A 24,060-nucleotide genomic window follows, 5' to 3' on the forward strand; every position below is an offset into this window, starting at 1 on the left:
GATCGAGCGTACGCCGCGGGACCGGGGAGCGATGCTCAGTGATCCCGCAGCCAGGCGAGCGCCGCGTCGAGCACCGGGTCGCGATCGGCCGGCGGCGGCGAAGGCCAGGGCACGGCGTGGTCGGGCTCGATGCCCCGTCCTTCGACCTCGGACCCGTCGGGCGCGAGGTCGCGCCATGAGGGAAGGTGCACGGTGACGGCGTGCCCGAGGTCGTGCGGGCGCGGGTTGCCGCTGCTGCCCCAGGTGCGGGCGCCGAAGAGCTCGCGCTGGCCGGGGCGTCGCATCATGAGGACGAACGACTCGTTGGAACTCATGCACGCGGGGCCGATGAGGATGGCGACGCGATGGCCGAACGGCGTGGCGTCGGGCGCGGGCTCGACGGTGCGTTCGAACGGGCCGTCCCAGCCGCCCGAGGCGTCGGGGCTTCGGATAAGGCTGCGCGAGTAGACGGTCGGCCCCTCGACGAATCGGGTGGCGAAGGCGCGCGCGGCGGCCTCATCGCCCCCGGAGTTCAGGCGCACATCGACGACGAGGCCGGTGATGTCGCCCAGTGCGCGGAGGTCGGCGAGCGCCTGCGTGCTCGCGTCGGCGTTCCAGGTGTGGATCGCGATGTAGCCGATGCGCCCGTCGCGGGAGGGTGTGTCGAACACGCCGCGGGCGCCGGTGCGCGAGGGCGTGTAGTTCGGCACGATCGTCGCGAGCGTGCGGGCGTTGTAGTTGGGCGCGACGGCCCGGCGTCCGGTCGCGAGGCGCACGCCGCTGACTTCGAGCGTGAGATGCAGGTCGTTGTTTACGCGGAGGCACTCGGCGGCGGCGCGCGCGAACGCGGCGGGCGTGGGCGCGCCGGCGAGGCGCCCGCGGAACTGCTCGAAGCGGGCGGGCCAGTCGATGTCGTGCAGGTCGCGATGCGAGTATCGCTCGTCGATGAGACGGCGCAGGCGGACGAGCATGTCGGCGGCCTGCTCGGGCGCGAGCGTGGGCGGGGCCTCGCCGGCCTTGGTCGTGGCGAACGAGATGGCGTAGGGCTCGGCGGGCTCGCCGGTGACGGACTTGAAGTTGCGGGCCGCGGGGCAGTTGACGCTCAGGACGTACGCCTTGTCGGCCTGGAGGGTGATCGGCAGGACGAAGGTCCGGGCATCGAGCCATCGCGGTGCGCCGGAGATCGTGGGGAATGTGTCGCCCCCGCCGCAGATTGATCGCCCGCCGGGTTGCATGTCCTGGTCGAAGATGATCCGGAGTTCGGTCGTTGTGGGGTCAACCCGGTCGGCGGTGTCGGGGAAGGCCTCGACGACCCGAGGCGGGGCGGCGTGCAGCGAGAGCGTGGCGGCCCACGTGCACATCAACATGCCGGCTGACACGGTGCGCATGCGCGAGCGTAGCCCGGCACACGGGCTGCGCACGCGGCTTGCCTTGGGAGAGTCTCTGCCCTGTTGTGCAACGCGGGTGCGTCGGCGCGGTATAACGAGCATTGCTCGCGGTATCACGTTGGGAGGTCCTATGAGCGCAGCGCGATGGACACGCGGCTTGACGGAGTGGGCGAGTGTGCTGGCGCTCGCGGCCGGGGTCGCGGGGACGCCCGAACGCGCGGCCGCCTGCCTGTGGGACCGCGACACGCTGGCGCACGAGGCGCGGGCACGTCGTGCGTCTCGTTGCCGCTCGCGGCTGTCGCGACCGCGGGCGTTCTCATTGCCGTGCGTCGCATCCGTCGCGCATGGGCGGGGGCGGCATAGCCTCGGCGTGCTTCGCGCGCACGACTCACGCGGACGGACGCGGCTGATCTCCCGCTCGGTGCGACGCCGGCAGCATCCACCGGAACACACGCCACTCGATGACCTCTGTGAACCCGCTCGCGCGGAGGTTGCGAAGCGAGGTCTCGGTCGTGGTGTTGATCTCGCTCGCGCACCAGGCGGCGCCGAGTTCCGCGGCCCGCGCCACTCGGGCGGCGATGAGCCCACGCTGTGCGCCGCGCCCGCGCGCATCCGGGCGGGTGAGCGCCGAGCCGAGGTACGCCCACTTGGCGTCTGGCGTCAGCGGATCGGAGGTCTGCACGTCGGGGGTCAGCAGGCCGAGCGCGACGGGCGTGTCGGCGTCGAACGCGCCGTAGGTCTCGATGAGCCCGCCCTGCATCTGTCGCAGCGCGGTGTCGGCGCCGGTGGGCCAGTACCACGGGCGGACGTGATCGAAGAACGCGGGGGCTTCGTCGAGGTGCACGCGCCGGATGCGCAGCGACGTCGCGGGCGCGGGCTGGGGCGCGGGCGCGGGCTCGATCGGCGCGGCGGGGCGCGCGAGCGCGATGAACCGCACGTCCGGCACGGGGACGGCCCCGGCGTCGAAGAGCGCCCGCTCGCACGCGGCATCGCACGCCCAGGGCGCGAGCCACACGAAGATCGAGGCGAGCCCGAGTTCACGGGCGCCGGCGGCGGCCTGCGCGATCTCGGCGACGGAGATGGGGCCGGTGGGCGCGTGCCAGTAGACGCGGTTGCGCGTGCCGGAGGCGGTCTCGCCGGAATCGGTGTTGGGCTCGGCGCAGAGCCAGCCGTTGGGCAGGTCTCGCACGCCCATGGAAGGCCGGAACGCGACCTGCCAGCGGCGTGTGCGGTCGATGTGCCGGGCGAGTTCGGGCGGGTCGATCATGGCGGCAGCGTACCCGCACGAAAGCGGGGGGCCGAGCATGTTCGCCCGGCCGCCCGTGGTGTTGTCGCGTCGGACTCACACGGGTACATCAGCGGGCGCTGGCCGCGGCGCCGGCCGGGGCAGCGCCCCCGGAGCGGATGGAGCGGTCGAAGAGGACGGCGAGGCGTGCGCGCTTGACGCCGTCGGGCCCGGGGGTGACCTTCGACCAGTCGACGCGTGCGGCGGCGCGGGCGACGATGTGCCCGGTGGGGAAGCGCGCGGGATCGTCGAGCATGACGTGCCCGGGGATGGCGGCGCTGATGAGGAGATCGCCGGGCTTGATGTTGTCGCGGCCGTCGTCGGTGACGAAGACGTCGCCGTTGCCCTCGGCTAGGACGAGCACGGGGTTGGAATCCGAGCCGGGCTGGGCCTCGTCGAGCAGGCCGTTGTAGACGCCGATGACGGCGGGGTCGTTGGGGGTGGAGGTGAGCGCGACGCCGTGCAGGGTCTCGCCGTCGTCCTGCGCGTTCATGCGGAGGTTGTTGCCGGTCATGGTGAGGAGCAGGCCGCGCTCGGGGCGCCGGGTGTAGTCGGCGTCGAAGTGCCCGTAGTGCGAGCCGCTGAAGGCGTTGTACGAGACGGTGGCGCCGACGACGCTGATGGAGCCGGCGGGGGTGCCGTCGTTGCTGAAGACGACGATGGCGCCGTCGGTGCCGGTGCGGTCGAAGATGGCGGTGATGGCCGAGTCGTCGGTCACTTCGAGCCGCGCGCCGGGGTCGATGGTGCCGATGGCGAGGCGGTACGGGACGCGCAGGTACGTGTCATTCTGGAAGACGTCGAAGGACATGCCGACGTCGCCCAAAGTGCCCTCCGGATTCCAGCGCCGGAAGAGCGAGCGCCCGCCTTCGTTCGCGATCTCCACCGACGGCTGGGTCGACGAATCGAAGAACCGAACGCCCGATGCCTCGATCGACATCCGCTTCGTGTTGTTCTGCACGAGCGACCACTCGCCCGAACTGCCGTCGACGAAGTGATACGCGAGGGGAACCCCGTTCGCGGCGTAGCCGTAGAACGGCTCGCCGCCGGCGTTGGTCGAGACGTACATCCCGCCGAAGCTCGCCGTGGGTCGGTGCACGCCGAACTGCTCGGCGCTGGTGATCGAGGTGGTTCGTCCGCCGACGCCGACGAACTGTTCGTTGGAGTTCACGTAGACGCCGCGGACCTCGCGGGCGAAGTCGGCGTACGGGGCGCTGGTGAGTTCCTGGCGCGGGAAGAGGGTGGTGAGATCGGTGCAGCTGTTGTCGGGGTTGTATGGCTTGACCTGGATCTGCAGGAAGCGCTTCTGGCCGTCGGCGTTCGCGACGAAGTCGGGCAGCGTGACCTTGAACCGACCGTCGGCCACGGTAAGTCCGGCCCAGCAGACCGGGGTGCCGACGGGATTTCCGCCGAAGGGATCGTCGAAGAACTGAAACCGCATAGTGTAGAGGCCGTTGGCCGGTTGCCCGTTTTCCTTCAGCTCACCCTGATAGGTCCAGCTTCCGTCGATGGGCTCGGCAAGGGCCGACGTGCCGCCTGCGAGCGCGGCCAAGAGGGCGATGACGCGGACAGAACGGTTCGCATATGGACGCATGACCGGCTCCTTCGTGAGTTCGGGGCCGACGCGGCCCGCCGATGTCAATGCGACGTCTGGCTGGGAACCTGCTAGAAATTCGGGAACGCATACCGGAACGATCGCACGCGGAATCCGCGGGGGCGGCGAGCGGAGTCCGCCCGCCCAGCCGAGGCACCCCTAGAGTCGTGCACGCTTCGGGGCGCGGCCGGGGACTGTCCCTGGCCGCTGAGACGTACCCGTGGAACCTGATCCGGTTCGCACCGGCGGAGGGAAAGCACCATGTCGTTCAATTCGGATGTCGCCGGCGCTTCGCGATTCATGCCGCCCGTGCACGGCGCGCTCAACCCCGGGTCTACGCCCAACGTCACCACGCCCGGCTCGTTCGCGCTGCGGCACGACGTGGGCGGGCCGCGGATGTTCGCATCGCCCGACACCCCGAACATGCCCGCGCCGAGCGAGAAGACGGCGTGGGACTTTCTGCCAGCGGGTTGGAGCGTGGTCGAACTCGGCGAGATCGCCGACCGCGCGTGGTCGGGCGAGGTGCCGAGCGGCAATCCGCACGTGCCCGATCAGTCGTCGCGCTCGTTCCCGCGTTCTTCGGGCGAGGTGTGCACGAACTGCGCGGGGAGCGCGCGCGACGTGGTCGAGTTCGCGACCGCGCGCGGGCGCCGGCTGCGGGTGATCTTCCCGTCCGGCTTCCGCCCGGTCACGCAGTTGGAGTTCGCGCGCCTGGGGATCATCACGCCGCAGATGCGGCGCGTGGCCGAGCGCGAGCCGCATTTCGAAGCCCTGTTTCCGAGTGATCCCGCGGGCGGGTGGAGCGAGGGCGAGCGTGCGGCGGCCGCCGTGCGAGACGAGATCGCCGCGGGCCGAATGGTGATCCCCGCGAACGTGAACCACTTGCAATACAACCTCGACCCCATGTGCATCGGGCGCGCGAGCAAGACGAAGGTGAACGCGAACATGGGCGCCTCGCCGGTCTCCAGCGGCACGGACGAAGAGGTCGAGAAGCTCAAGTGGGCCGAGCGCTGGGGCGCGGACACGGTGATGGACCTGAGCACCGGGGGCGACCTCGACGCATGCCGCGAGGCGATCTTGCGCGCGAGCACGGTGCCCATCGGCACGGTGCCGATCTACTCGATGATCATCGGGAAGAAGATCGAGGACCTCGACTGGGCCACGATCGAGGCGAGCCTGCACCACCAGGCACGCCAGGGCGTGGACTACTTCACGATCCACGCGGGCGTGCGCCGGGCGCACCTCAAGCACGTGAAGAACCGGCTCATCGGCATCGTCTCGCGCGGCGGGAGCCTGCTCGCGAAGTGGATGCTCGTGCACGGGCGCGAGAACATCATGTACGAGCGCTGGGACGACATCTGCGCGATCCTGCGCCGGTACGACGTGACCTTCTCGATCGGTGACGGCCTGCGCCCCGGCGGGCTCGCCGACGCCACCGACGCCGCCCAGATCGCCGAGCTCGAAACCCTCGGCGAACTCACCGAGCGTGCGTGGCGGCACGGCGTGCAGGTCATGATCGAAGGGCCCGGGCACGTGCCGTTCGACCAGATCGAGTGGAACGCGAAGGTGCAGCGCACGCTCTGCCACGGTGCACCGTTCTACGTGCTCGGGCCGCTGGTCACGGACATGTTCCCGGGGTACGACCATATTACATCGTGCATCGGCGCGACGGCGATGGCGTACCACGGCGCGGCGATGCTGTGCTACGTGACGCCCAAGGAGCACCTTGGCCTGCCGAAGAAGGACGACGTGAAGCAGGGGTGCATCGCGTACAAGATCGCGGCCCACGCCGCGGACGTGGCGCTGGGCATCCCCGGCACGCGCGACCGCGACGACGAGCTGACCAAGGCCAGGGCGGCCCTGAACTGGGAGAAGCACTTCGAGCTGTCGTTCGACCCCGACACGGCGCGGGCGTATCACGACGAGGACCTCGACGTCGATACCGACTTCTGCGCGATGTGCGGGCACGACTGGTGCAGCGTGCGCATCAGCAAGGAGATCCAGGAGTTCGCGAGCGGCAAGGCCGAGGGCTTCGAGCGCATGGGCGGCAAGGACGGCACGGTGACCGGAGGAGCCAAGAAGTCCGCCGCGCTCACGCCCGAGCAGCAAGAGATTCTCGCGAAGCGCGGCGTGCTCTCGCCCGACGAGATCCACCGGCTCGCGAGCAAAGTGAAGAAGGCGGTCGGCACCGGGCCGCGGGCATCAGCCGGGGCTGCTGCGACGGCCAGCCATGACCCGGGCATCGCGGGCGTGGACGGCGGCACGAATGCCGAATCACGAATGCCGAACGCCATGCAAAGCAAGCTCTCGTGCCACAGCGACTACGTCGACCCCGACGAGGCCAAGCGGCTCCAGACGGCCAAGGCCGGGCGCGAGGTGCTGGTGCAGGTCGACGTCCGCCCGGCGCTGGGGATCGCGAAAGAGGATCGGGTGGTGTGAGCGTCACGCCTTCCATGCCCATGTTACTCGGTTACCACCCGCGTCAACCTCGGGTTGTTACGGGCGACTTGTGTTTGCCGGGCGTCCGCGTGGTGTGCAGCGCCAGCAGGTGTCTCTCGGCAGAGATTCCCAAAGCGCCCGAATGGGACCTGCTCAACGAAACCGGGAGCTACCGCGATGCCGTCGCGGCGAGAGATGCCGGCGTTCGTGCGGGAGCCCGCGATTTCGAGGTTCACTCGTACCGCCTGTACCCGGTGTTGTTCACCAAGCGCGGCCCCATTGCGCTCGCGCTGCCATCGTCCGACGCGCCAGAAGTCGACTGCGCCACGACGCCGTGCCCGACGCGTCTGGGCCTGGACGTCGTGAGTCTCCAATCCGGCTGTTTCAAGATCGAGTTGCCCCGCGTCGATCTCCGGAGCTTCGGCTGCTCGCCACTCTCCTGCAACGGGTTCGCTGACGAGATCCCGGTCAATCCCCTCTGCCCGCTCGACGACATGGCCTTGGCGGGTTCTGCCGCGGAGCGCTTCGCGATCGAAGAGCCCGAGCCGGGGCCATACGTGATCGTGGAGATCGCGCGATGCGCCGTCAACACGGAGCACCGCACGTGACCACGCCCGCGCACGCCCTGATCTCGATCCGCCCCGCCGGCCCGGAGGCGCCGGGGCTGTGCGAGCCCATTCTCCGATCGGTGCCGGAGTGGTTCGGCATCGAGTCGTGCACGCGTCAGTACATCGACGAGACGGCGACGTTGCCGACGTGGATCGCGTGGCGGGGCGGCGTGCCCGTCGGGTTCGTCTCGATCCGCCGGCACTTCCCCGAAGCGGCGGAGGTCTCGTGCATCGCCGCGATGAAGTCAGCACACGGCACGGGCGTGGGAACCGCGCTCATGCGCGAGATTGAACGCGTCCTTGCGGCGGAGGGCGTGCGGGTGCTGCAGGTGAAGACCCAGGGCCCGTCGCTCCCTTGCGAGGAGTACGCGCTGACCATGCGGTTCTACCGGTCGATCGGGTATGCGCCGCTGGAAGAACTGCACGGCGTGTGGCCAGGCGTGCCCATGCTCATCATGGTGAAGCAGATCGCGGCGTCTTAGGCGGCGCGACGACGGCGGCCGGACGCACCGCGCCCTCGCCGGCGCACCGGCACGTCGGTGGAGCGTGCGCGGCTTGCGAGCGGGGAGCCCGCGCTCTCGCGCACGCCGCCCCGCGTGAGGCTGAACTCCATCCGCCCCCAGCGTGGTGCGCCGGGGAGTCCCGCGCCGTGACGCCCCATGCGGGGGCCGTCGGAATCTGATCGCCCAGGGACGTACGGCTCGTTGAATGCCATCGTGTTCGAAACATGCGCGCGCACATGAAGTGCTCATGAATGCCAGTTCACCGCTTTCTGATCGCAGGAATTCGTACGCTCCGGGTTAATTCCGGTTGCCACGGCGGTGTCATCACTCATACTTACACGCGGGGCGGGGGTGCGAGACATGTCGTCGCGCATGAGTACTTTCTCACTTTGAAGGAGGGCCCCATGAGAAGTTCCGTTCGTTCGATCCGCAACCTCGTTGTGTGCGCCGGAGTGTGCGGCGCGACGTCTGTCGGCTTCGCGCAGGCCGGCGGCACCATCAACGACGGCAACGTCCAGCTCACCGTCGGCGCCGCGCCGACCTCGGGCACATCGACGAGCATCCCGGCTGTCAGCTTCTCTGTGGACGGCGGGACGACGAACCAGGTTCTGGAGAACTTCTGGTGGTTCCGCCTGTCGACGGACAACCGCGAGTTCGTGTTCAACAGCGCGGTGGACGGCGCCTCATCGTCGTTCAGCGGCAACATCGGCCAGATGCAGCAGTTCTACGACCAGTTCCGCGCCGACATCACGTGGGAAGTCGAGTCCACTGGCGCGAACGCCGGGTTCTTCACGTCGCGCGTGACCATCACGAACACCAGCAACGACACCATCTCCATCAACCTGTTCAACTACACCGACGCGGACATCGGCGGCACGCCCGACGACGACACCGCGATCCTGCGCTCGACGAACCTCATCTCGATCAGCGATGCGCTCCTGCGCGCCGACTACAGCGGCTCCAACGCCACCAACTTCCAGGTGGCCTCCTCCCCGTCCCTGCGCGGCGAGCTCACCGACGCCAGCGAGGACAACTTCGACAATACCGGCCTGCCCTTCGCCGCCGGCAACTTTACGGGCGGCTACCAGTGGTCGAACGTCGTGATCGATCCCGGCTTCAGCCGCTCGGCGATCATCACCTTCTCGATCCCCAGCCCGGGCAGCCTGGCGCTCGCGGGCGTGGGCCTGCTCGCGCTGAGCCGTCGCCGGCGCTGACCGCGCGCGCCCGCGCGTGCGCTGCGCTGGCGCACATCTCGCATGTTCGCATCTCCGACGGCCGGACCCCATGGTCCGGCCGTCGGTGTTTCATGAGGGCGTGTGAGTCACTGTTCATGCAACTGTTGTGCGATCGACTCGTGACGATTGATCACATTAATTGCACAAAGTCCCTCGCTTTTGCTTGGCGCGCGCGCAGGCTTCATGCAGAATACCCCGCGATCGGAGAAGCCCGTGTGGGCGGCCCGGTCTCTGAGCGAGCGGAGCAGATGGCCATGCGACGGGCACAGCAGCACGGACGGCGAGCGCCCGCGTGCGCGGTGAACGGTGTCCTCCCCGTCCACGGTGGGGTCTGGAGGGGCCTCTCCGTCGGACGTTCGGGACGCGCGGTGGTTGGCTGAGAGAGAACAGCCGCCGCGCACTCTGCACGGGAGCGCGGACGCCGAGATGCACGGGCGTCCGCCTCCCGTTTTTTCATGGTGTGTTCGGCGCGGCAACGAGGCACGCCTCGCTCGTTCGCCGCCGCGCCTACTTCGGGGGCGAGAAGAGATCCTGCTTCAGCGAGCCGTGCGATTCCTGCTCGATCATCAGGATGAACTCGGGCACGCTCATCTTCTCCGACGCCGATTCTTCCTTCAGCCACTGGTCGATGGTGTTCGCGAGCGCCGCACCGTCGGACACCCAGGCCCCGTTCATCTGCACATAGGTGACTTCGTAGCCCTCGAGCGGCACCAGTTCCGACCGCGGCACGGCGGCGCTGATAAGGCTGACGAGGCCCGAGCCGCGCCGCCTGCCGAAGCGAATGCCGCTCGACCGTTCGGCCTCGACCTTCATCCCCATCTGCACCATCGCGGCACCCTGCTTGAACGAGACGCTGTACGGGTAGATGTCGTTGTCCGCGTCGACCGTGATGAAGCCCTGCTCCATCAGCCACAGGATGTAGTCATCCACGCTCATCCGCTTGAGGTACTGGAGGGGCTGGCGATTGCGCAGCGCGATCACGAACATCATCGTGGAGGGGCGGAGCGTCTTCGTGACGCTCGCGTCCGCCGTCATCGCGAGCGCGAGCTCGCCCTGCATGTCCTCGATCGCGTGCGGCGAGATCACCGACTTGTACGCCGCGACGTTGTAGTCGGCGATCGCCTGCTCGCCCTTGCGATATTGGGCGAGCACCTGGCTCTCGGGCGTGTCGCGGCAGCCGGCGACCGCGAACATCACCGCCACGCACGCCAGCACCAGCCCGCCCAGCCGATACATGCTTCGGGTCATCTGTTTCTCGCTTAGAGCGCGGCCTGCGACCGGCGCGGGATGAACATACCCGTACATCTGTCAGGCTGTCAAGACGCGTCCGGTGCCCGCAGCGCGCGGAACGTGTTAACTTTCTTCGTGACGTCGTCGCGCGAGGGCCGGCGGCCGGGCACTCACAGTCGGGTCGATAGCGTCGCGGGCAGGTTGCGATCGCGCGTTTATGAGTTGCCGCGCACGGATTCCGCCGCGGCTTTGCAGATGGAGACGAAGTCCGCGGCGTTCAGCGACGCGCCGCCAACGAGCCCGCCGTCGACATCCGGCTGCGCGAAGAGGGCCTGCGCGGAATCAGGCTTGAGCGACCCGCCGTAGATGATCCGCACGCGGGCGGCGACGTCCTTGCCGTACGTGCGCCCGATGAGCGTGCGGATCTGGGCGTGGGCATCCTGGGCGTCCTGGGGCGTGGCGGTCTTGCCGGTGCCGATGGCCCAGACGGGCTCGTACGCGATGACGAGCCGCTCGGTCATGCTCGCCGGGATGTCGGCCAGCCCGGTACGGACCTGCCGGGCGGTCACGATGTCCTGGTGCCCCGCGGTGCGCTCGTCGAGGGTCTCGCCAACGCACAGGACGGCCTCGAGCCCGCTCTCGAGCGCCGCGCGCAGCTTCTTGTTCACCAGTTCGTCCTTCTCGCCCAGGACATGGCGGCGTTCGGAATGCCCGACGAGCACCGCCTGCGTGCCGCAGTCTTTCAGCATGGCGACGGAGACCTCGCCCGTGTAAGCGCCGTCCTGCTGGAAGTAGACGTCCTGCGCGCCCAGGCGGACCGAAGACCCGCGGTCGCGGAGGATGGCGCGGACGGTGAGGAGGTACGGGAACGGCGGGAACACGGCGACGTCGACGCCGTCGACCTGGATCAGGCCGTCCGTGACGCCGCGCGTGAGGTCCGAACCGGTGGTCCGGTTCGTGTTCATCTTCCAGTTGCCGCCGACGAAGGGTTTGCGATCGCTCATCGGGGAAGAGCGTACGGCGCACGGGGGTGGCCCGTCACGGGCGGGTGGCTAGGGCGGGGACAGGAACCGCTCGGGGTTGGCGAAGAGGCTGGCGGGTCCCTGGGTGTTCTCGGCCCAGACGACGCCGGGGTCGCCTCCGCCGCGCCCGCGGGGGAAGTCGACCGCATCGACGGGGGCGGCGTGGGCGTCGGAGAACGAGACGTTGGCCGAGCCGCCGCCCCGCCCGGGGTGGCGGTAGCCGATACGCGATCCGGTCGACCCGATCTTGTTGCTGCGCTGGCGCCCGGCGTACACCCCGTCGGCGGTGCCGATGAGCTGGAACGGGCGGATGAACGCGCTGACCTTGAGCTGGCGTGCGACGACGCCGTTGGCGTCGGGGCCATAGCCCACCGAGGCGGTGTAGTAGAAGTCCTGCGTCACCGGGTTGCCGGTGCCGATCGGGTTGAACGCGTTCATCCAGTAGGCCACGCGGAGCACGCGGTGGAAGCCCCGCTCGGGGATGGTCGTGGGCGTGAAGGTGGTGCCGACCTTGATGGTGGGCCAGTCCATCCACCCCTTGGGGCGACGGGGGTCGTCGCCGGTCTCGCCGAGCTCCATGGCGTCGATGTCGAGGGTCTCGGGGCAGACGAGCGGGCCCCGCATGCCGCCGCCCGCGCCGGTGAGGTAGCCGTCGCGGTCGAAGATCGGCCCCCAGCCGTCGAGCGGCTCGGTGGTGTCCATCCCGGTCATGTTGTACGAAGGCACCACGAGGTCGCGGTTGGCGTTGTAATACAAGTGGAAGCCCTGCGCGACGGACCGCTGATTGCCCAGGCACACCGTCGCACGCCCGGCGCGCCGGGCACCGTTCAAGGCCGGCAGCAGCACCCCCAGCAGCAGCGCGACGATCGCGATGACCACCAGAAGTTCCAGCAGCGTGAAGGCGCGAGGCATGGCGCGATGGTACCGCGCCGGGCCGAGAATCCCAGACAAAATCGTCCACAAGGGGGCTACGGCAGGGCCAGCGCCTTCTCGGGGTTCGCGAAGATCGTCGCCTTGCCGTTCAGGTTCTCGTCGCGCACGACCTGCGGGTCGTTCCCGCCTCCCAGCCCCCGGGGAAACACGATCGCATCGATGGGACTGACGTGCCCATCGGCGAACGCGGCGTTCACCGCCCCGCCGCCGGGGCCCGGGTGGCGATAGCCGATCCGCGAGTTCGGCCGCCCGATCTTGTTGTCGCGATGGCGCCCGGCGTAGACGCCGTCGGCCGTGGCGATGAGCTGGTCCGGGCGAACAAACGCCTGGACCTTTGTCTGCTCGATGCCGAGGCCGTTCTTCCCGGGCCCGTAGCCCACCGAACCCGTGTAATGCAGGTCGCGGTCGACAACGACGGACCCGCCGATGGGGTTGAGCGCGTTGATCCAGTAGGAGACCCGAACGACCCGCTCGAAGCCGCGCTCGGGGATCTCCGTGGGGACGTTGCCCGTCCCGGTCCGGCTGAAAGGCCAGTCGACCCACCCCTTGGGCTTCTGCGGGTCCGTGCCCGTCTGCCCGGTCGAGACCGCGTCGACGTCGAGCGTCTCGGGGCAGACGAACGGCCCGCGCTTCGTCTCCCGCGCGCCGGTCATGTAGCCGTCGCGGTCGAGGATCGGCCCCCAGCCGTCGAGCGGCTCGGTGGTGTCGATCCCCGACATGTTGTACGACGGAATCACTCGCTCGCGATGGTCGGTGGTGTAGAGCAAGAACCCCTGCCCGATCGACCGCTGCGTGGCGGCGCACGTCGTCGCTCGGGCCGACCGCCGGGCCGCCCCGAGCGCCGGCAGCAGCACGCCAATCAACACCCCGATGATCGCGATCACAACCAGCAGCTCGATGAGGGTGAACGCCCGACGTGTCATGGCACCATTCTACTACGGATCACGCGCGGCGCCGCCCAGATTTCGCAGCATCCGAGAACACCTCGGCGTGCCGATCGATGTACCGCTCCACTGCCTCTCGGACGTCGTCGTTCTGGCGTTCGAAGGGATCGCACGCCCGCTCCAGGGCCCGATCCTGCGCGGGCGTCAGGCTCGACGCTCGCGCGCGGGCTTCGCCGAGCGTTCCGGCCGATTCCGCGCCGAACACACGCGTGGCGGCCTTGCGGAGCAGCACGGCCTGCCGGGGCAGTCCGACCGCCTCGAGCCCCGCCGCCGCCCAGCCCGCATGGTGCCCCAGGTTGTGGAAGTACACCGCCAGGCCGTCGCACGCGACATGCTCGGCGAGTTCGTACGCGGCGAGCACGTCCCGTGCGACACCCGTGAAGCGCTGCGGGCGCTTCATGAACCCGCGCAGCAGCGCCTGTGGGTCGGGCGCGCCCGAGCACCACCGCGAGGCCGCCGCGATCTCGTGCTTGAATCGAGCGCGAAGGGCGGGCTCGTCGTGCAAGGCCGCCACCTCGCGGCGTGCGCGTCCGGGCTCGGCCATGGCGCCCAGCACGAGCGCCATGCCGAAGACGAACGCCGCGTCTACCCCGCCCAAGTCTCCGCGCTTCGTTCGCGCCTCGCGCAGAGCCCGTGGCCGTACATCGTCGAGCACGCTCCACACCGCGTCCGCGTCGACATGCCGCTGAATGATCGACGCGCCCTCGGGTAGCTCGTTCTCCAGCTCGCGCAGCGCGGCCCGCAGCGCGGGGTTCGCGGGCCTCAGCACCGCGGGGCCCGCGAGCAGCGCGAGCCCCTCTTTCACGTCGGCGGCGACTTGAAGCGATGCGACGCGCCCGAGCGCCTCGCTCATGTCGCCCAGCGGGCCGGACTTACCGATCAGCGGCTTCTCCATCGTCAGGAACGGGCGAACGGCCCGCGCGATCGCGAGGCCGAACCCGGGCTCCGCGTGCTTGTGCGCGATCGCCCGGCCGGCCCCGAGCGCCACGCCCCCGACCACGGGCGCGCGGCGCGACGCCACGAGCTTTCGAAGGCGCGCGAGGTCCCGTCGCCGGCCCATCCAGGCCAGGTGCGCCGCCGCTTCGCCCGCGAGCACCGTGTCCGCCGAGCGCGCCCACACCGCCAGCCGCGCCGCGAACGCGGCGGATCGCATATGGACCAGGTCTCGCCAGGCACCCGCGTGCGAGAGCGTCAGGCGGCGCCCGGCCGCTCGGGACATCGCCTGCGTGCGGACAAACTCCAGCAGCCGCCCTTCGAGTCGGCGCGCGTCGGGCGTGCGATGTGCCGCGTCACGAGCGAGCCCCTGCTTCACCAGCGCGCGGTACACCGGGCAGGCGTTCACCACGCGCTCGTACAGCGCCTTACGCTCGTCCTCCGTGCGGCAGCGGTCGACGACGGCGCGGAACGCCGCTGCGGAACTCGGCAGCGTGGCATCGTCCCGGACGTTGGAGCGGCCCATGCTGGAATGCCCTGCCGACCGCCTACCCACGCGGGCCGGCGGCCCGGACGGCCTCGGGCATGTCGAACGTCGCGTCGTTGTCGCGGAAGCCCTTGGCCAGTTTGGCCGCCTGCGCGTCGTACGCCCTGGGGTCCGCCCAGGTGTTGCGGGGCATGAGCACATCGGTCGGCACGTCGTGCACCGCCTTGGGGATATGCAGCCCGAACACCGGGTCGGTGTGATACTCGGCCTTCGCGAGCGAGCCGTCGAGGATCGCCGTCACGAACGCGCGCGTGTACTTGAGGCTGAACCGCTTGCCCGTGCCGTAGGCCCCGCCGGTCCAGCCGGTGTTCAGCAGCCAGACGTTCGCGCCGTGCTGCTTGATCTTCGCGGCGAGTTGCTGGGCGTAGGTGATGGGCGGACGCGGGAGGAACACCCCGCCGAAGCAGGGCGAGAAGTTCGGCTGGGGCTCGGTGACGCCCGCCTCGGTGCCCGCGAGCTTGCTGGTGTATCCGTTGATGAAGTAGTACATCGCCTGCTCGGGCGTGAGCTTGCTGACGGGGGGCATCACGCCGTACGCGTCGGCCGTCAGGAAGATCACGTTCTTGGGGTGCCCGCAGACGCTGGGGATGACCGCGCCGTCGATGTAGTCCACCGGGTACGTCACGCGGGTGTTCTCGGTGTACTTCGCGCTGTCGTAGTCGGGGACGCGCGTGGCGGGGTCGATCACCGTGTTCTCGAGCACGCTGCCGAAGCGGATCGCGTTCCAGATCTCCGGCTCGCCCTCCTTGCTGAGCTTGATGCACTTGGCGTAGCACCCGCCCTCGAAGTTGAACACGCCCCGGTCGCTCCAGCCGTGCTCGTCGTCGCCGATGAGCGCGCGGTGCGGGTCGGCGGAGAGCGTCGTCTTGCCCGTGCCCGAGAGCCCGAAGAAGAGCGCCGGATTCGCGCCCGTCGCGCGGTCGACGTTGCACGAGCAGTGCATCGGGAACACGCCCGCCTCGGGCATGTCGTAGTTCATGGCGTAGAAGATGCTCTTCTTCATCTCGCCCGCGTACTCGCTCCCGAGGATGACCACGGTCTTGCGCGTCAGGCTCTGCGCGATCAGCACGGGGGACTTGTACCCCATCCGCGCCTGCTCCTCGGCCGTCAGTCGCCGGCGCCCGGCGTTGAGGATCGTCCAGTCCTTGCGGAACGGCACGGGCGCGCCCGCGGCCTTGGTCCCCTGGCGGATGAACAGCGTGCTCGCGAACAACGCGTGCCACGCCTGCTCCGTCACCACCTGCACCCCCAGGCGGTACTGCGGGTCGGCCCCCGCGTACCCCTCGAAGACGTACGCCTGCGGACGCGAGTTGAGATGGTTGACCGCGATCTCCAACGCCGCGTCGAACTGCGCGGGCGTCACCGGCGTGTTCACCTTGCCCCACCAGATCTTGTCGTGGATCGCCGGCACGTCTTCCAGATGCTTGTCCTTGGGGCTGCGTCCCGTGCGATCTCCCGTCAGGCACACGATCGCCCCGTTCGACGCGAGCTGCCCCTCGCCCGCCCGCAGCGCCCGCTCCACCAGCTCCGCGCTCGAGAGGTTCGCGAACACGCGCGACGACGAAGAGTCGAGTCGGTCGAGGATCGCCTGGCTCATGGTGCACTCCCACACCGGCCCACACGCCGGGAGAGAAGATTAGTGCCCGCGATGCACCCGGGTCTACCGCCCGCACGCGCCCGCCCGGCGCCGTAGACGCGCCCGCCCGGCATCACCTAGAATCACTCTTGCGGCGGATCTCCGCCATGCATGGTGGCCATAGCTCAGTTGGTTAGAGCACCGGGTTGTGATCCCGGGGGTCGCGGGTTCGAGTCCCGTTGGCCACCCTTGCGCTACAGCAGTGCGCTGAACCCCATCTGCGGCGGGGGCGCGGGCGCGTCTTCCTTCGCGATGATCAGCCATTCGCCCAGCGTCACCAAGAGTTGATCCTGCGTGAAGGGCTTGGGCAGCAGCCCGATCCGGAACCGCGCCGGGTCGCTCGACAGCACCGCCAGCGGGTCCGCCGTCGCCACCACGATCGGCACGTTGATGCCCTTGCTCCGCAGCTCGTGCAGCAGGTCCGACGCCACCCGGTCGCCCAGGTGCCAGTCGCACAGCACCACGTCGAACGTCCCCGGCAGCGCCTCCAGCGCCTCGCCCGCCGTCTTCACCCGCGTGATCTTCAGCTTCGAGCCCGTCAGGAAGTGCGGCACGATCCGGGCGTCCAGGTCGCTGTCCTCCACGTGCAGCATGTGCCCTTCGAGCCGCCCCGCGTCCACCGCCTCGAGCGCGTGCAGCACGCCCGTGTCCGTGTTCGACACGAACTCCGACAGCTTCAGAGGCCGCTCGAGCTGGATGCCCAGCTCGTGGATCACCCCGCGATGGTGGCGGCACTGCTTGATCACCCCGGCCGACTTCACCGTCGAGCCGTTGAGCTTCGGCAGGTGCGCGAAGCACTTCGTGCCGGGGTAGAGGAACGAGTTGTGCAGCAGCGACACCCCGCGACGCGACAGGTTCCGCGCCGCCAGACGCAGCGTCACCGCCGAGCCCCCGGGGTGGATGAAGTCCGTCACCACGGTCACCTGGCGGTACGGCCAGCGCGCAAACGCCCGCTTGCTCCGCGGGCCCGACCCGTTCTCGCCCCCGTCCATGTGCGCCAGCAGGACCTCCAGGTCCATCTGGTTGACGCCGATGGTGTTCAGGCGATCGCCAGTCGCGACGCGCGCGGTGCGGATGCCGGCCTGCTGCGCCATGCCGATGAGTCCCCTGCGCGGGGTGCCTCGGCCCGCGTAGTTCCACCATCGGCCCCGCCCCGAGGGGACCTGAGCAAACCACCGATCTCGCACCCGGTTCTCGGACGCCGCGCCCGCGACGGCTACACGTCGAGCACCCGCACCTCGAGCGCGTGGTCCTCGATGAACTTGCGCCGGGGCTCCACTTCCTCGCCCATCAGGATCGTGAACAGCGCGTCGGCGTTCCCGCCCATGTCCCACGTCACCTTCAGCAGCGTCCGGCGCGTCGGGTCCATCGTCGTGTCCCAGAGCTGGTCGGCGTCCATCTCGCCCAGCCCCTTGAAGCGCTTCACCTCGACGCCGCGACGGCCGATCTCGCGCAGCCCGTCGAGGATCGACGGCACGTTCGGGCACTCCACCACGCGCGGCGACCGCTTCGCCTCCGCGCCGGGCGCGCCCGCCGCGCCCTCGGGCCCGGGCTCGCTCTCGCTCCCGCTGGTGACCCACGCGAACGCGCAGGGCATCTTCTCGCCCGTGACCGCTTCGCCCTGCTGCGCACGCCACGACTCGGGCGTCACGCGGATGCCCAGCGCCCCCAGTTCGCCCAGCAGACGCTCCAGTTCGCGGTTCTCGTGGAGTTCGCGGATGACGGCCGTGCCCGCGCCGCCCTCGGCCCGTCCCTCGCCCGACGCGCCGTCCGCCGCCACCTGGTCGGCCAGGCGGAGCCCGCGCCGCCCGACGTCGGCCAGGGCGGCCTCTTCAGACCACGCGTGCGACTCGCCGCCGCGCCACGTGACCCGGTGCGTGGGGAGTCGCCCGGCGCCGTCGGGGTCGTTGGCCGCCTGGGCGAGCATGGTCGCGAAGGGCGTGCCGCGCCGTTCGGCGATCTCAACGAGTTCGATGGTGCGTCGCAGCAGGAACAGCACGCGCCGGAGCGTGTTGCCCTCGAGCACGGCGGCCTCGCGGACATTCCACGCGGCCTCGCCCGTCGGCACGACCTCGCGCACGTGCAGGCTCGCGGCGCCCATGCCCATCTCCATCAGCGCGTCGTCGAGAAGGCGGTCGTTGAGCACGTAGGTGCCCTTCTTCCCGCGCCCGGCCCGCGCCAACTGGAAGAGCGGCGGCTGCGCGATGAAGATGTGCCCGCGCCGGATCAGCTCGGGCATCTGGCGGAAGAAGAACGTGAGCAGCAGCGTGCGGATGTGGCTGCCGTCCACGTCGGCGTCGGTCATGATGATGATCTTGCCGTAGCGGAGCTTCGAGAGATCGACCTCGGCCCCGATGCCGACCCGCAGCGCCGCGATGAGCGTGCGGATCTCCTCGCTGTCGAGCATCCGGTCGACGCGCGCCTTCTCGACGTTCAGGATCTTGCCCTTGAGGGGCAGGATCGCCTGCGTCTCGACGTTGCGCCCCTGGGTGGCGCTGCCCCCGGCGCTGTCGCCCTCGACGATGAACAGCTCGGACTCCTCCACGTTGCGCGTCTTGCAGTCGCGCAGCTTGTGGGGCATGCTCCCGCTGTCGAGCGCGCTCTTGCGCCGGGTGAGTTCGCGGGCCTTGCGGGCGGCCTCTCGCGCCTGGGCCGCCACGATGCCCTTCAGGCACAGACGCTTCGCGTCCGCCGGGTGCTCCTCCAGCCAGCGCTCGAGCCCCTCCCCCACCGCCTGCGAGACGAACGTCTCGATCTCGGGGTTGAGCAGCTTTTCCTTCGGCTGGTTGTTGAAGGTCGGGCTCGGCAGCTTCACCGACACGATCGCCACGAGCCCCTCGCGCAGGTCCTCGCCCGTCGGCACCGGGTCCTTGTCCTTGATGATGCCGGCCTTGCGGGCGTAGGCGTTGAGCGCGCGCGTGAGGGCGACCTTGAACCCCTGCCCGTGCGTCCCGCCGTCCACGTTGTTGATGTTGTTCGCGAACGTCAGCAGGGTCTCGTTGTACCCGTCGTGGTAGCGCAGCGCCACATCGCAGCGCAGCGACTGGGCGGCGTCCTCGCGCGAGACCTCGACCGCGGGCGTGACGGCGGTCTTGCCCGTCATCAGGTGCTCGACGTACTCGAGCAGGCCCGCCTCGGCCCGGAAGGTCTCGCTGCGCGCCCGCCCGTCGGGCCCGACGCGCTCGTCCGTCAGCGTCAGCGTCACGCCCGGGTTGAGGAACGACAGCTCGCGCAGGCGGGCGGCGAGGGTCGCGTAGTCGAACGTGGTGTCCGGGAAGATCGTCGGGTCCGGGCGGAACGTCACGGTCGTGCCGCGCGTGCGGTCGGCGTTCGAGGGGATGTTGCCCACCACGTGCAGGGGCTCGGTCACGCGTCCGCGCTCGAAGCCGATCGAGTAGACCTTCCCGTCGCGGTACACCTCGCAGTCGAGGTGCTCAGACAGCGCGTTGACGCACGAGACGCCCACGCCGTGCAGCCCGCCCGAGACCTTGTACGCGCTGCCCTCCTGCTGGAACTTGCCCCCGGCGTGCAGCTTGGTGAGCACGACCTCGATCGCGGGGCGTCCGTTGAGGGTCGGGTCCTCGTGGCGCATGGGATCGGTCGGAATGCCGCGCCCGTCGTCGATGACCGTGCACGTCCCGTCGGGCTCGATGGTGACGCGCACGAACGTGGCGTGCCCGGCCATGGCCTCGTCGATCGAGTTGTCGACCACTTCGTACACGAGGTGGTGCAGCGCGTTGAGCCCGGTGCCCCCGATGTACATGCCCGGGCGCTTGCGGACCGCCTCCAGCCCTTCGAGCACCTGGATCTGTGCCGCGCCGTACCCACCGCTCACCCCGCTCACCCCGTTCGTCCCGCGCTCCGGCGGGCTGACCTCGGCCGGCGTGCTCGGGAGTTTCGGCGCGGACAGATCGGCGTGCGTCATGTGTCCTCGGCGGTTAGGGTGCGTTGCCGGCGCCGCGGGCGTGTTCGCCCCGACGCGGAGGAGCGTCCGGACCCCGCGGCCCGGAACCTGGAATGATAGGTTCAACCCCGGCCCGTTGCGAGCCTCCGACCCACGTTTGCGCGGGAATTCTCGGCGAAATCGCCCGGTGCGGGGCCTTGTCCTCCATCCCCGATCGGGGCGACGCTCGGCCCGCGCCTCGCCCCGCGCGCTCGGACGCGCCGCACCCGTCGGACATGCCGAAGGCTGCACCGATCAATACCCGTCCATACATCGAACAGATCGGCGCGGTGCCGCGGATCGGTCAGGGCACGACCTTCACGATGCTGACGTCCTCGGCCAGCAGTTCGTACATCAACGCGATGTCGTCGGCGAGCATGCGCACGCAGCCCATCGAGCGGCGCTGCCCGATGCTCTCCGGCTCGATCGTGCCGTGCAGCCCGAAGCCGGTGTGCACCTTGGAATCGCCCAGCCCCTCCCAGCCGAGCCAGTGCTCGCCGATGGGGTTCTTGGGGTCGTTGGCGTCGAAGCGCTCGCGCGTGCGGGGGTTGATCCACCACGGGTTGGCCATGCGGTTGCGGATCTTGAAGGTGCCCAGGGGCGTGCCGCTCTCTTCGGCGCCCAGGCCCACGCGGAACGAACGGATGAACAGCCACGACGCCGGGTCGTCGGGCGAGCCCGCGAACAGGTCGAGACGGAAGTCGCTCTTGTGCACGATGGCGTGGAACGGCCCGCGGACGAGCTTGAGCTTCTGCCCGATCTTCAGCCGGTCCGGGTTCGCCAGCGCGTTCACGCGCGCGATGAAGTGCCAGTCGGGCGTCAGTTCGCGGCGCTTGCGGATCTTCTCGAGCACGTCGCCGCTCTGCACGGTGTACTGCTCGGTCAGCGGGTCGCCCGGCGTCACCTTCGGCGAGAAGACCAGGTCGGCGTTCGCCGCCCCGAGCTTCTGGCGGATCATCTCCGCGTCGCCGGAGGCGATGTTCGGATCCATGTACGCGCGGCTCAGGTTCACCCGCGCCTCGACCAGCTTGCCCGACGCCAGCGCGCGCTCGCCCGCCTCGATCAGCGTCCGCACGTTGGCCGTGGAGGTGCTCGACGTGAGCGTGCCGTCCGGGCGCGGCGGGGGCGGGGCGGCGTCGGCAGGCTGCTCACGGACCGGCGCCAGGTCCGGACGCGTGACGTCCACCGGCGTCGGACGACCACCGACGGTGTCGGCCGGAGGAGGCGTGCCGGCGGCGCGCTTGGCGGCGTCCTCGAGGGCCGAGCCGAGCGTGCCGGGAACCGGCCCGGTGGGCGTGGAGGTGCGTGCGGGGTCCGGGGCGCCGGGCGCGGGGCGATCGGCGGACGCGGGGGTCTGGCGGGGCGTCTCCTGCACGAGGGATCGGGGCGTGCTCGGGGGGGTCTGTCGGGGTGGGGGCTGGCTCGGCGTCGGCCCGGGGCGTGCGTCGGCGACATCGCGCGCGGGCGGAGCGTCGTCGTTCTGCCGGGAGGCGCCGCCCTCGGGGAGCGTCGAGTAGAGCGCCAGGAGCGCCCCGACGATCGGCACGACGATGGTGACGACCAGCACGCTGCGCGGCATGCGGGAGCGCGAGGCGCGGGTCATCACCGGGCGTCCGGAATGAGAACTGCGTTCGGTCTGCGAGGGGAGGGCCATGTCACCACCTTGTGAGATGCGAGGACGGTCTGCCCGGGGGGCGCGTCGCGCGGGCGAGCGCGCACCCGGACGCTGGATGCTACCCCTGTCGCACGAGGACGCGCGTCGGGGTGACAACCGCGTCGAGGCGTGTGTCGGCGGCTCCCATCGGCACGCTCTCCACGACCTGCTCGTCGAGGCAGACGCCGACCTTGTAGCCCCGCATGCACCCGCCGGCCCCGGCGAGGAACCGGTCGTAGAACCCCGACCCCCGTCCCAGTCGCCCGCCGCACGCGTCGAAGGCGACGCCCGGGACGACAACGAGATCGATGCGGCTGGGCGCGACGGCGGCGGCGGCGGGCAGGGGCTCACGGATGCCGCGGACCGGTTCGGAGAGCCCCTCGCCCCAGGCGCACAGGCGCGCCGGCTGCAACTGCCCGGTGATCCAGTTCGCACGCGGGAGGCACACGGTCCGCCCGGTGCGCAGGCACGCCTCGGCAACACCCCGCAGGCTCAGTTCCCGCTGCGTGGGGTGGTAGAGCATCACGACGCGGGCCAGGCGGTATTCGGTGAGTTCCAGGATGCGGGCGCACACCGCCGACGACGCCTCGGCCCAGCGTTCGGGCGTCACCTCGCGGACGGTCGCCCGGACCCGCTCGCGGAGCGCCACCTTCGCTTCCCGCAGGTCGTCCATCGCGAGCACCTCCACGCTCCTCGCACCGAGAATCACTTCCCGCATGGCACACGCTCCCGCGCCGTCCGCGCGCCCCGCCCGTCTCAGTATCGGAATGCGACGCGCGGGCGTGTGAAACCTCGCGCGTCAATCAGGCGGGTGGCGGCGGCCCCTCGCGCCGGGCCGCCCGCGCCCGCTCCAGCACCTCCGCCATCGCCTTCTCCGCACCCCGGTCCGTGGGCACGTAGTACCGCTTCTCGACACCCAGATAGTCCTGACGCCCCAACCCGTCGGCGTGGTCGTGCGCGTAGTCGTACGAAGCCCCCCGGGTGGCGCCCGCGCTCATCGCCGTCGCCTTGCGGACGTTCCCGTCCTTGATGTGCACGGGCACGGGGATGGTCCGACCCTCGCGCACGTCGGCGACGGCGGCGTCGATGGCGAGGTAGCTCGCGTTGCTCTTGGGGGCCAGCGCCAAGTACGTGGTGCACTGCGCAAGAATGATGCGGGCCTCGGGCATGCCGACGCGCTCGACCAGTTCCCACGCCGCCGCGGCGACCATGATCCCGCGCGGGTCGGCGTTGCCGATGTCCTCGCTCGCGAGGATCGCCAGGCGGCGCGCGATGAACCGGGGGTCTTCGCCCGCCTCGATCATCCGCGCGAGCCAGTACACCGCCGCGTCCGGGTCCGTCCCCCGCACGCTCTTGATGAACGCCGAGATCGTGTCGTAGTGCTCGTCGCCCGTCCCGTCGTACACGGCGGCCTTCTGCTGGATCGAGTCCTCCGCCGCGGCGCGATCGATCACGAGTTCGTCCTGGGTCGCGTGCGATTTCGAACTCAGCACCGCGACTTCCAGGGCGGTCAGGGCGCGCCGGGCGTCCCCGTCGCTCTTGGCCGCCCACACGGCGAGCGCGTCGTCCGCGACGCGCACCGGCAGGCGCCCATACCCGCGCTGCGGGTCGGCGATCGCCCGGCGCAGCACGCCGATGATCGCGTCTTCGCTGAGGGGTTCCAGGCGCAGGAGCGTGCTGCGGCTCACCAGGGCCGAGTTCACCGCGAACAGCGGGTTCTCGGTAGTCGCGCCGATCAGCGTGATCAGCCCGCGCTCGACATCTGCCAGCAGCACGTCCTGCTGCGCACGCGTGAACCGGTGGATCTCGTCGAGGAACAGGATGGTGCGCCGGCGTTCGAGGTCCAGGCGATTGCCGGCCTCTTCGACGAACTCGCGGATGCGCTTCACGCCCACGCTGGCGGCGTTCTCGCGCACGAACGCGCGCTTCGTGTGCCCGGCGATGACCTCGGCGAGGGTGGTCTTGCCCGTGCCGGGCGGGCCGTGCAGGATCAGGCTGGTGATGGCGTCGGCCGCGAGCATCCGGCGCAGGAGTTTGCCGGGCCCCAGGATGTGCTCCTGCCCGGCGATCTCGTCGAGCGTGCGGGGACGCATCCGCACCGCCAGGGGCTCCACGGCGCGGATGGAATCGTCCCGGCGCTGGGCCCAGAGATCGGTCATGGAGAACTCTAGGGGCGGGCCTGACCGCCCC

Annotated in this window: 18 protein-coding genes, 1 tRNA gene and 1 riboswitch; of the genes, 5 read left to right on the plus strand and 14 right to left on the minus strand. The window is 70.2% G+C overall.

Annotated elements, in window-relative coordinates; translation table 11 throughout:
* Positions 1 to 35: 35 nt before the first annotated feature.
* The 3 genes from SFY69_06740 to SFY69_06750 all read right to left on the minus strand — a co-directional run bounded on the left by SFY69_06740 (position 36) and on the right by SFY69_06750 (position 4,243).
* On the minus strand, positions 36 to 1,367 hold the full coding sequence (locus SFY69_06740) for a S41 family peptidase (protein MDX2131730.1): 1,332 nt from the start codon (positions 1,365 to 1,367) through the stop codon (positions 36 to 38).
* Positions 1,368 to 1,755: 388 nt separating this feature from the next.
* The gene (locus SFY69_06745) at positions 1,756 to 2,634 is read right to left on the minus strand and encodes a GNAT family N-acetyltransferase (protein MDX2131731.1); all 879 of its coding nucleotides are present in this window, start codon (positions 2,632 to 2,634) and stop codon (positions 1,756 to 1,758) included.
* Between the two features lie 88 nt (positions 2,635 to 2,722).
* Complete coding sequence (locus tag SFY69_06750) at positions 2,723 to 4,243, minus strand: hypothetical protein (protein MDX2131732.1); 1,521 nt, start codon at positions 4,241 to 4,243, stop codon at positions 2,723 to 2,725.
* A 167-nt stretch (positions 4,244 to 4,410) separates the two neighbouring features.
* Positions 4,411 to 4,514, plus strand: a riboswitch (TPP riboswitch).
* Here SFY69_06750 and thiC point away from each other — a divergent pair.
* The 4 genes from thiC (at position 4,505) to SFY69_06770 (ending at position 9,007) form a co-directional block, all read left to right on the plus strand.
* Entirely contained in the window at positions 4,505 to 6,682 is a 2,178-nt protein-coding gene (gene thiC / locus SFY69_06755) for a phosphomethylpyrimidine synthase (protein MDX2131733.1), read from the plus strand. It overlaps the preceding riboswitch by 10 nt.
* Complete coding sequence (locus SFY69_06760; protein MDX2131734.1) at positions 6,679 to 7,290, plus strand: hypothetical protein; 612 nt, start codon at positions 6,679 to 6,681, stop codon at positions 7,288 to 7,290. The genes thiC and SFY69_06760 overlap by 4 nt, the downstream gene beginning before the upstream one ends.
* Complete coding sequence (locus tag SFY69_06765; protein ID MDX2131735.1) at positions 7,287 to 7,772, plus strand: GNAT family N-acetyltransferase; 486 nt, start codon at positions 7,287 to 7,289, stop codon at positions 7,770 to 7,772. The genes SFY69_06760 and SFY69_06765 overlap by 4 nt, the downstream gene beginning before the upstream one ends.
* Positions 7,773 to 8,197: 425 nt before the next feature.
* Entirely contained in the window at positions 8,198 to 9,007 is an 810-nt protein-coding gene (locus SFY69_06770; protein ID MDX2131736.1) for a PEP-CTERM sorting domain-containing protein, read from the plus strand.
* Between the two features lie 528 nt (positions 9,008 to 9,535).
* On the opposite strand, the gene SFY69_06775 is transcribed toward SFY69_06770, so the two are convergent.
* The 6 genes from SFY69_06775 to pckA all read right to left on the minus strand — a co-directional run bounded on the left by SFY69_06775 (position 9,536) and on the right by pckA (position 16,234).
* On the minus strand, positions 9,536 to 10,276 hold the full coding sequence (locus SFY69_06775; protein ID MDX2131737.1) for a hypothetical protein: 741 nt from the start codon (positions 10,274 to 10,276) through the stop codon (positions 9,536 to 9,538).
* Positions 10,277 to 10,473: 197 nt separating this feature from the next.
* Positions 10,474 to 11,262, minus strand: coding sequence for a triose-phosphate isomerase (tpiA, locus tag SFY69_06780; GenBank protein MDX2131738.1), 789 nt, complete (start codon positions 11,260 to 11,262; stop codon positions 10,474 to 10,476).
* Between the two features lie 48 nt (positions 11,263 to 11,310).
* Entirely contained in the window at positions 11,311 to 12,192 is an 882-nt protein-coding gene (locus tag SFY69_06785) for a type II secretion system protein (protein MDX2131739.1), read from the minus strand.
* Positions 12,193 to 12,248: 56 nt separating this feature from the next.
* Complete coding sequence (locus tag SFY69_06790) at positions 12,249 to 13,136, minus strand: type II secretion system protein (protein ID MDX2131740.1); 888 nt, start codon at positions 13,134 to 13,136, stop codon at positions 12,249 to 12,251.
* Between the two features lie 19 nt (positions 13,137 to 13,155).
* A complete protein-coding gene (locus tag SFY69_06795; GenBank protein ID MDX2131741.1) occupies positions 13,156 to 14,616 on the minus strand; it encodes a DUF4375 domain-containing protein in 1,461 nt (486 codons plus the stop codon).
* 22 nt (positions 14,617 to 14,638) lie between these two features.
* Positions 14,639 to 16,234, minus strand: coding sequence for a phosphoenolpyruvate carboxykinase (ATP) (pckA, locus tag SFY69_06800; GenBank protein MDX2131742.1), 1,596 nt, complete (start codon positions 16,232 to 16,234; stop codon positions 14,639 to 14,641).
* Between the two features lie 153 nt (positions 16,235 to 16,387).
* Here pckA and SFY69_06805 point away from each other — a divergent pair.
* Positions 16,388 to 16,461: transfer RNA gene (locus SFY69_06805), tRNA-His, on the plus strand.
* A 6-nt stretch (positions 16,462 to 16,467) separates the two neighbouring features.
* Here SFY69_06805 and SFY69_06810 read toward each other — a convergent pair.
* The 5 genes from SFY69_06810 to SFY69_06830 all read right to left on the minus strand — a co-directional run bounded on the left by SFY69_06810 (position 16,468) and on the right by SFY69_06830 (position 24,029).
* Positions 16,468 to 17,367, minus strand: a complete 900-nt coding sequence (locus tag SFY69_06810) for a hypothetical protein (GenBank protein ID MDX2131743.1) — start codon at positions 17,365 to 17,367, stop codon at positions 16,468 to 16,470.
* A 122-nt stretch (positions 17,368 to 17,489) separates the two neighbouring features.
* On the minus strand, positions 17,490 to 20,198 hold the full coding sequence (locus SFY69_06815; GenBank protein ID MDX2131744.1) for a DNA gyrase subunit B: 2,709 nt from the start codon (positions 20,196 to 20,198) through the stop codon (positions 17,490 to 17,492).
* Between the two features lie 322 nt (positions 20,199 to 20,520).
* Positions 20,521 to 21,819 carry a L,D-transpeptidase family protein gene (locus tag SFY69_06820; protein MDX2131745.1) on the minus strand — a complete coding sequence of 433 codons (1,299 nt, stop codon included), beginning with the start codon at positions 21,817 to 21,819 and terminating at the stop codon, positions 20,521 to 20,523.
* Between the two features lie 130 nt (positions 21,820 to 21,949).
* The gene (locus SFY69_06825; GenBank protein ID MDX2131746.1) at positions 21,950 to 22,588 is read right to left on the minus strand and encodes a 5-formyltetrahydrofolate cyclo-ligase; all 639 of its coding nucleotides are present in this window, start codon (positions 22,586 to 22,588) and stop codon (positions 21,950 to 21,952) included.
* An 85-nt stretch (positions 22,589 to 22,673) separates the two neighbouring features.
* Complete coding sequence (locus tag SFY69_06830) at positions 22,674 to 24,029, minus strand: replication-associated recombination protein A (protein MDX2131747.1); 1,356 nt, start codon at positions 24,027 to 24,029, stop codon at positions 22,674 to 22,676.
* Between the last annotated feature and the right edge of the window lie 31 nt (positions 24,030 to 24,060).

This window comes from Planctomycetota bacterium (assembly GCA_033763975.1).
Lineage (GTDB): Bacteria > Planctomycetota > Phycisphaerae > Phycisphaerales > UBA1924 > RI-211.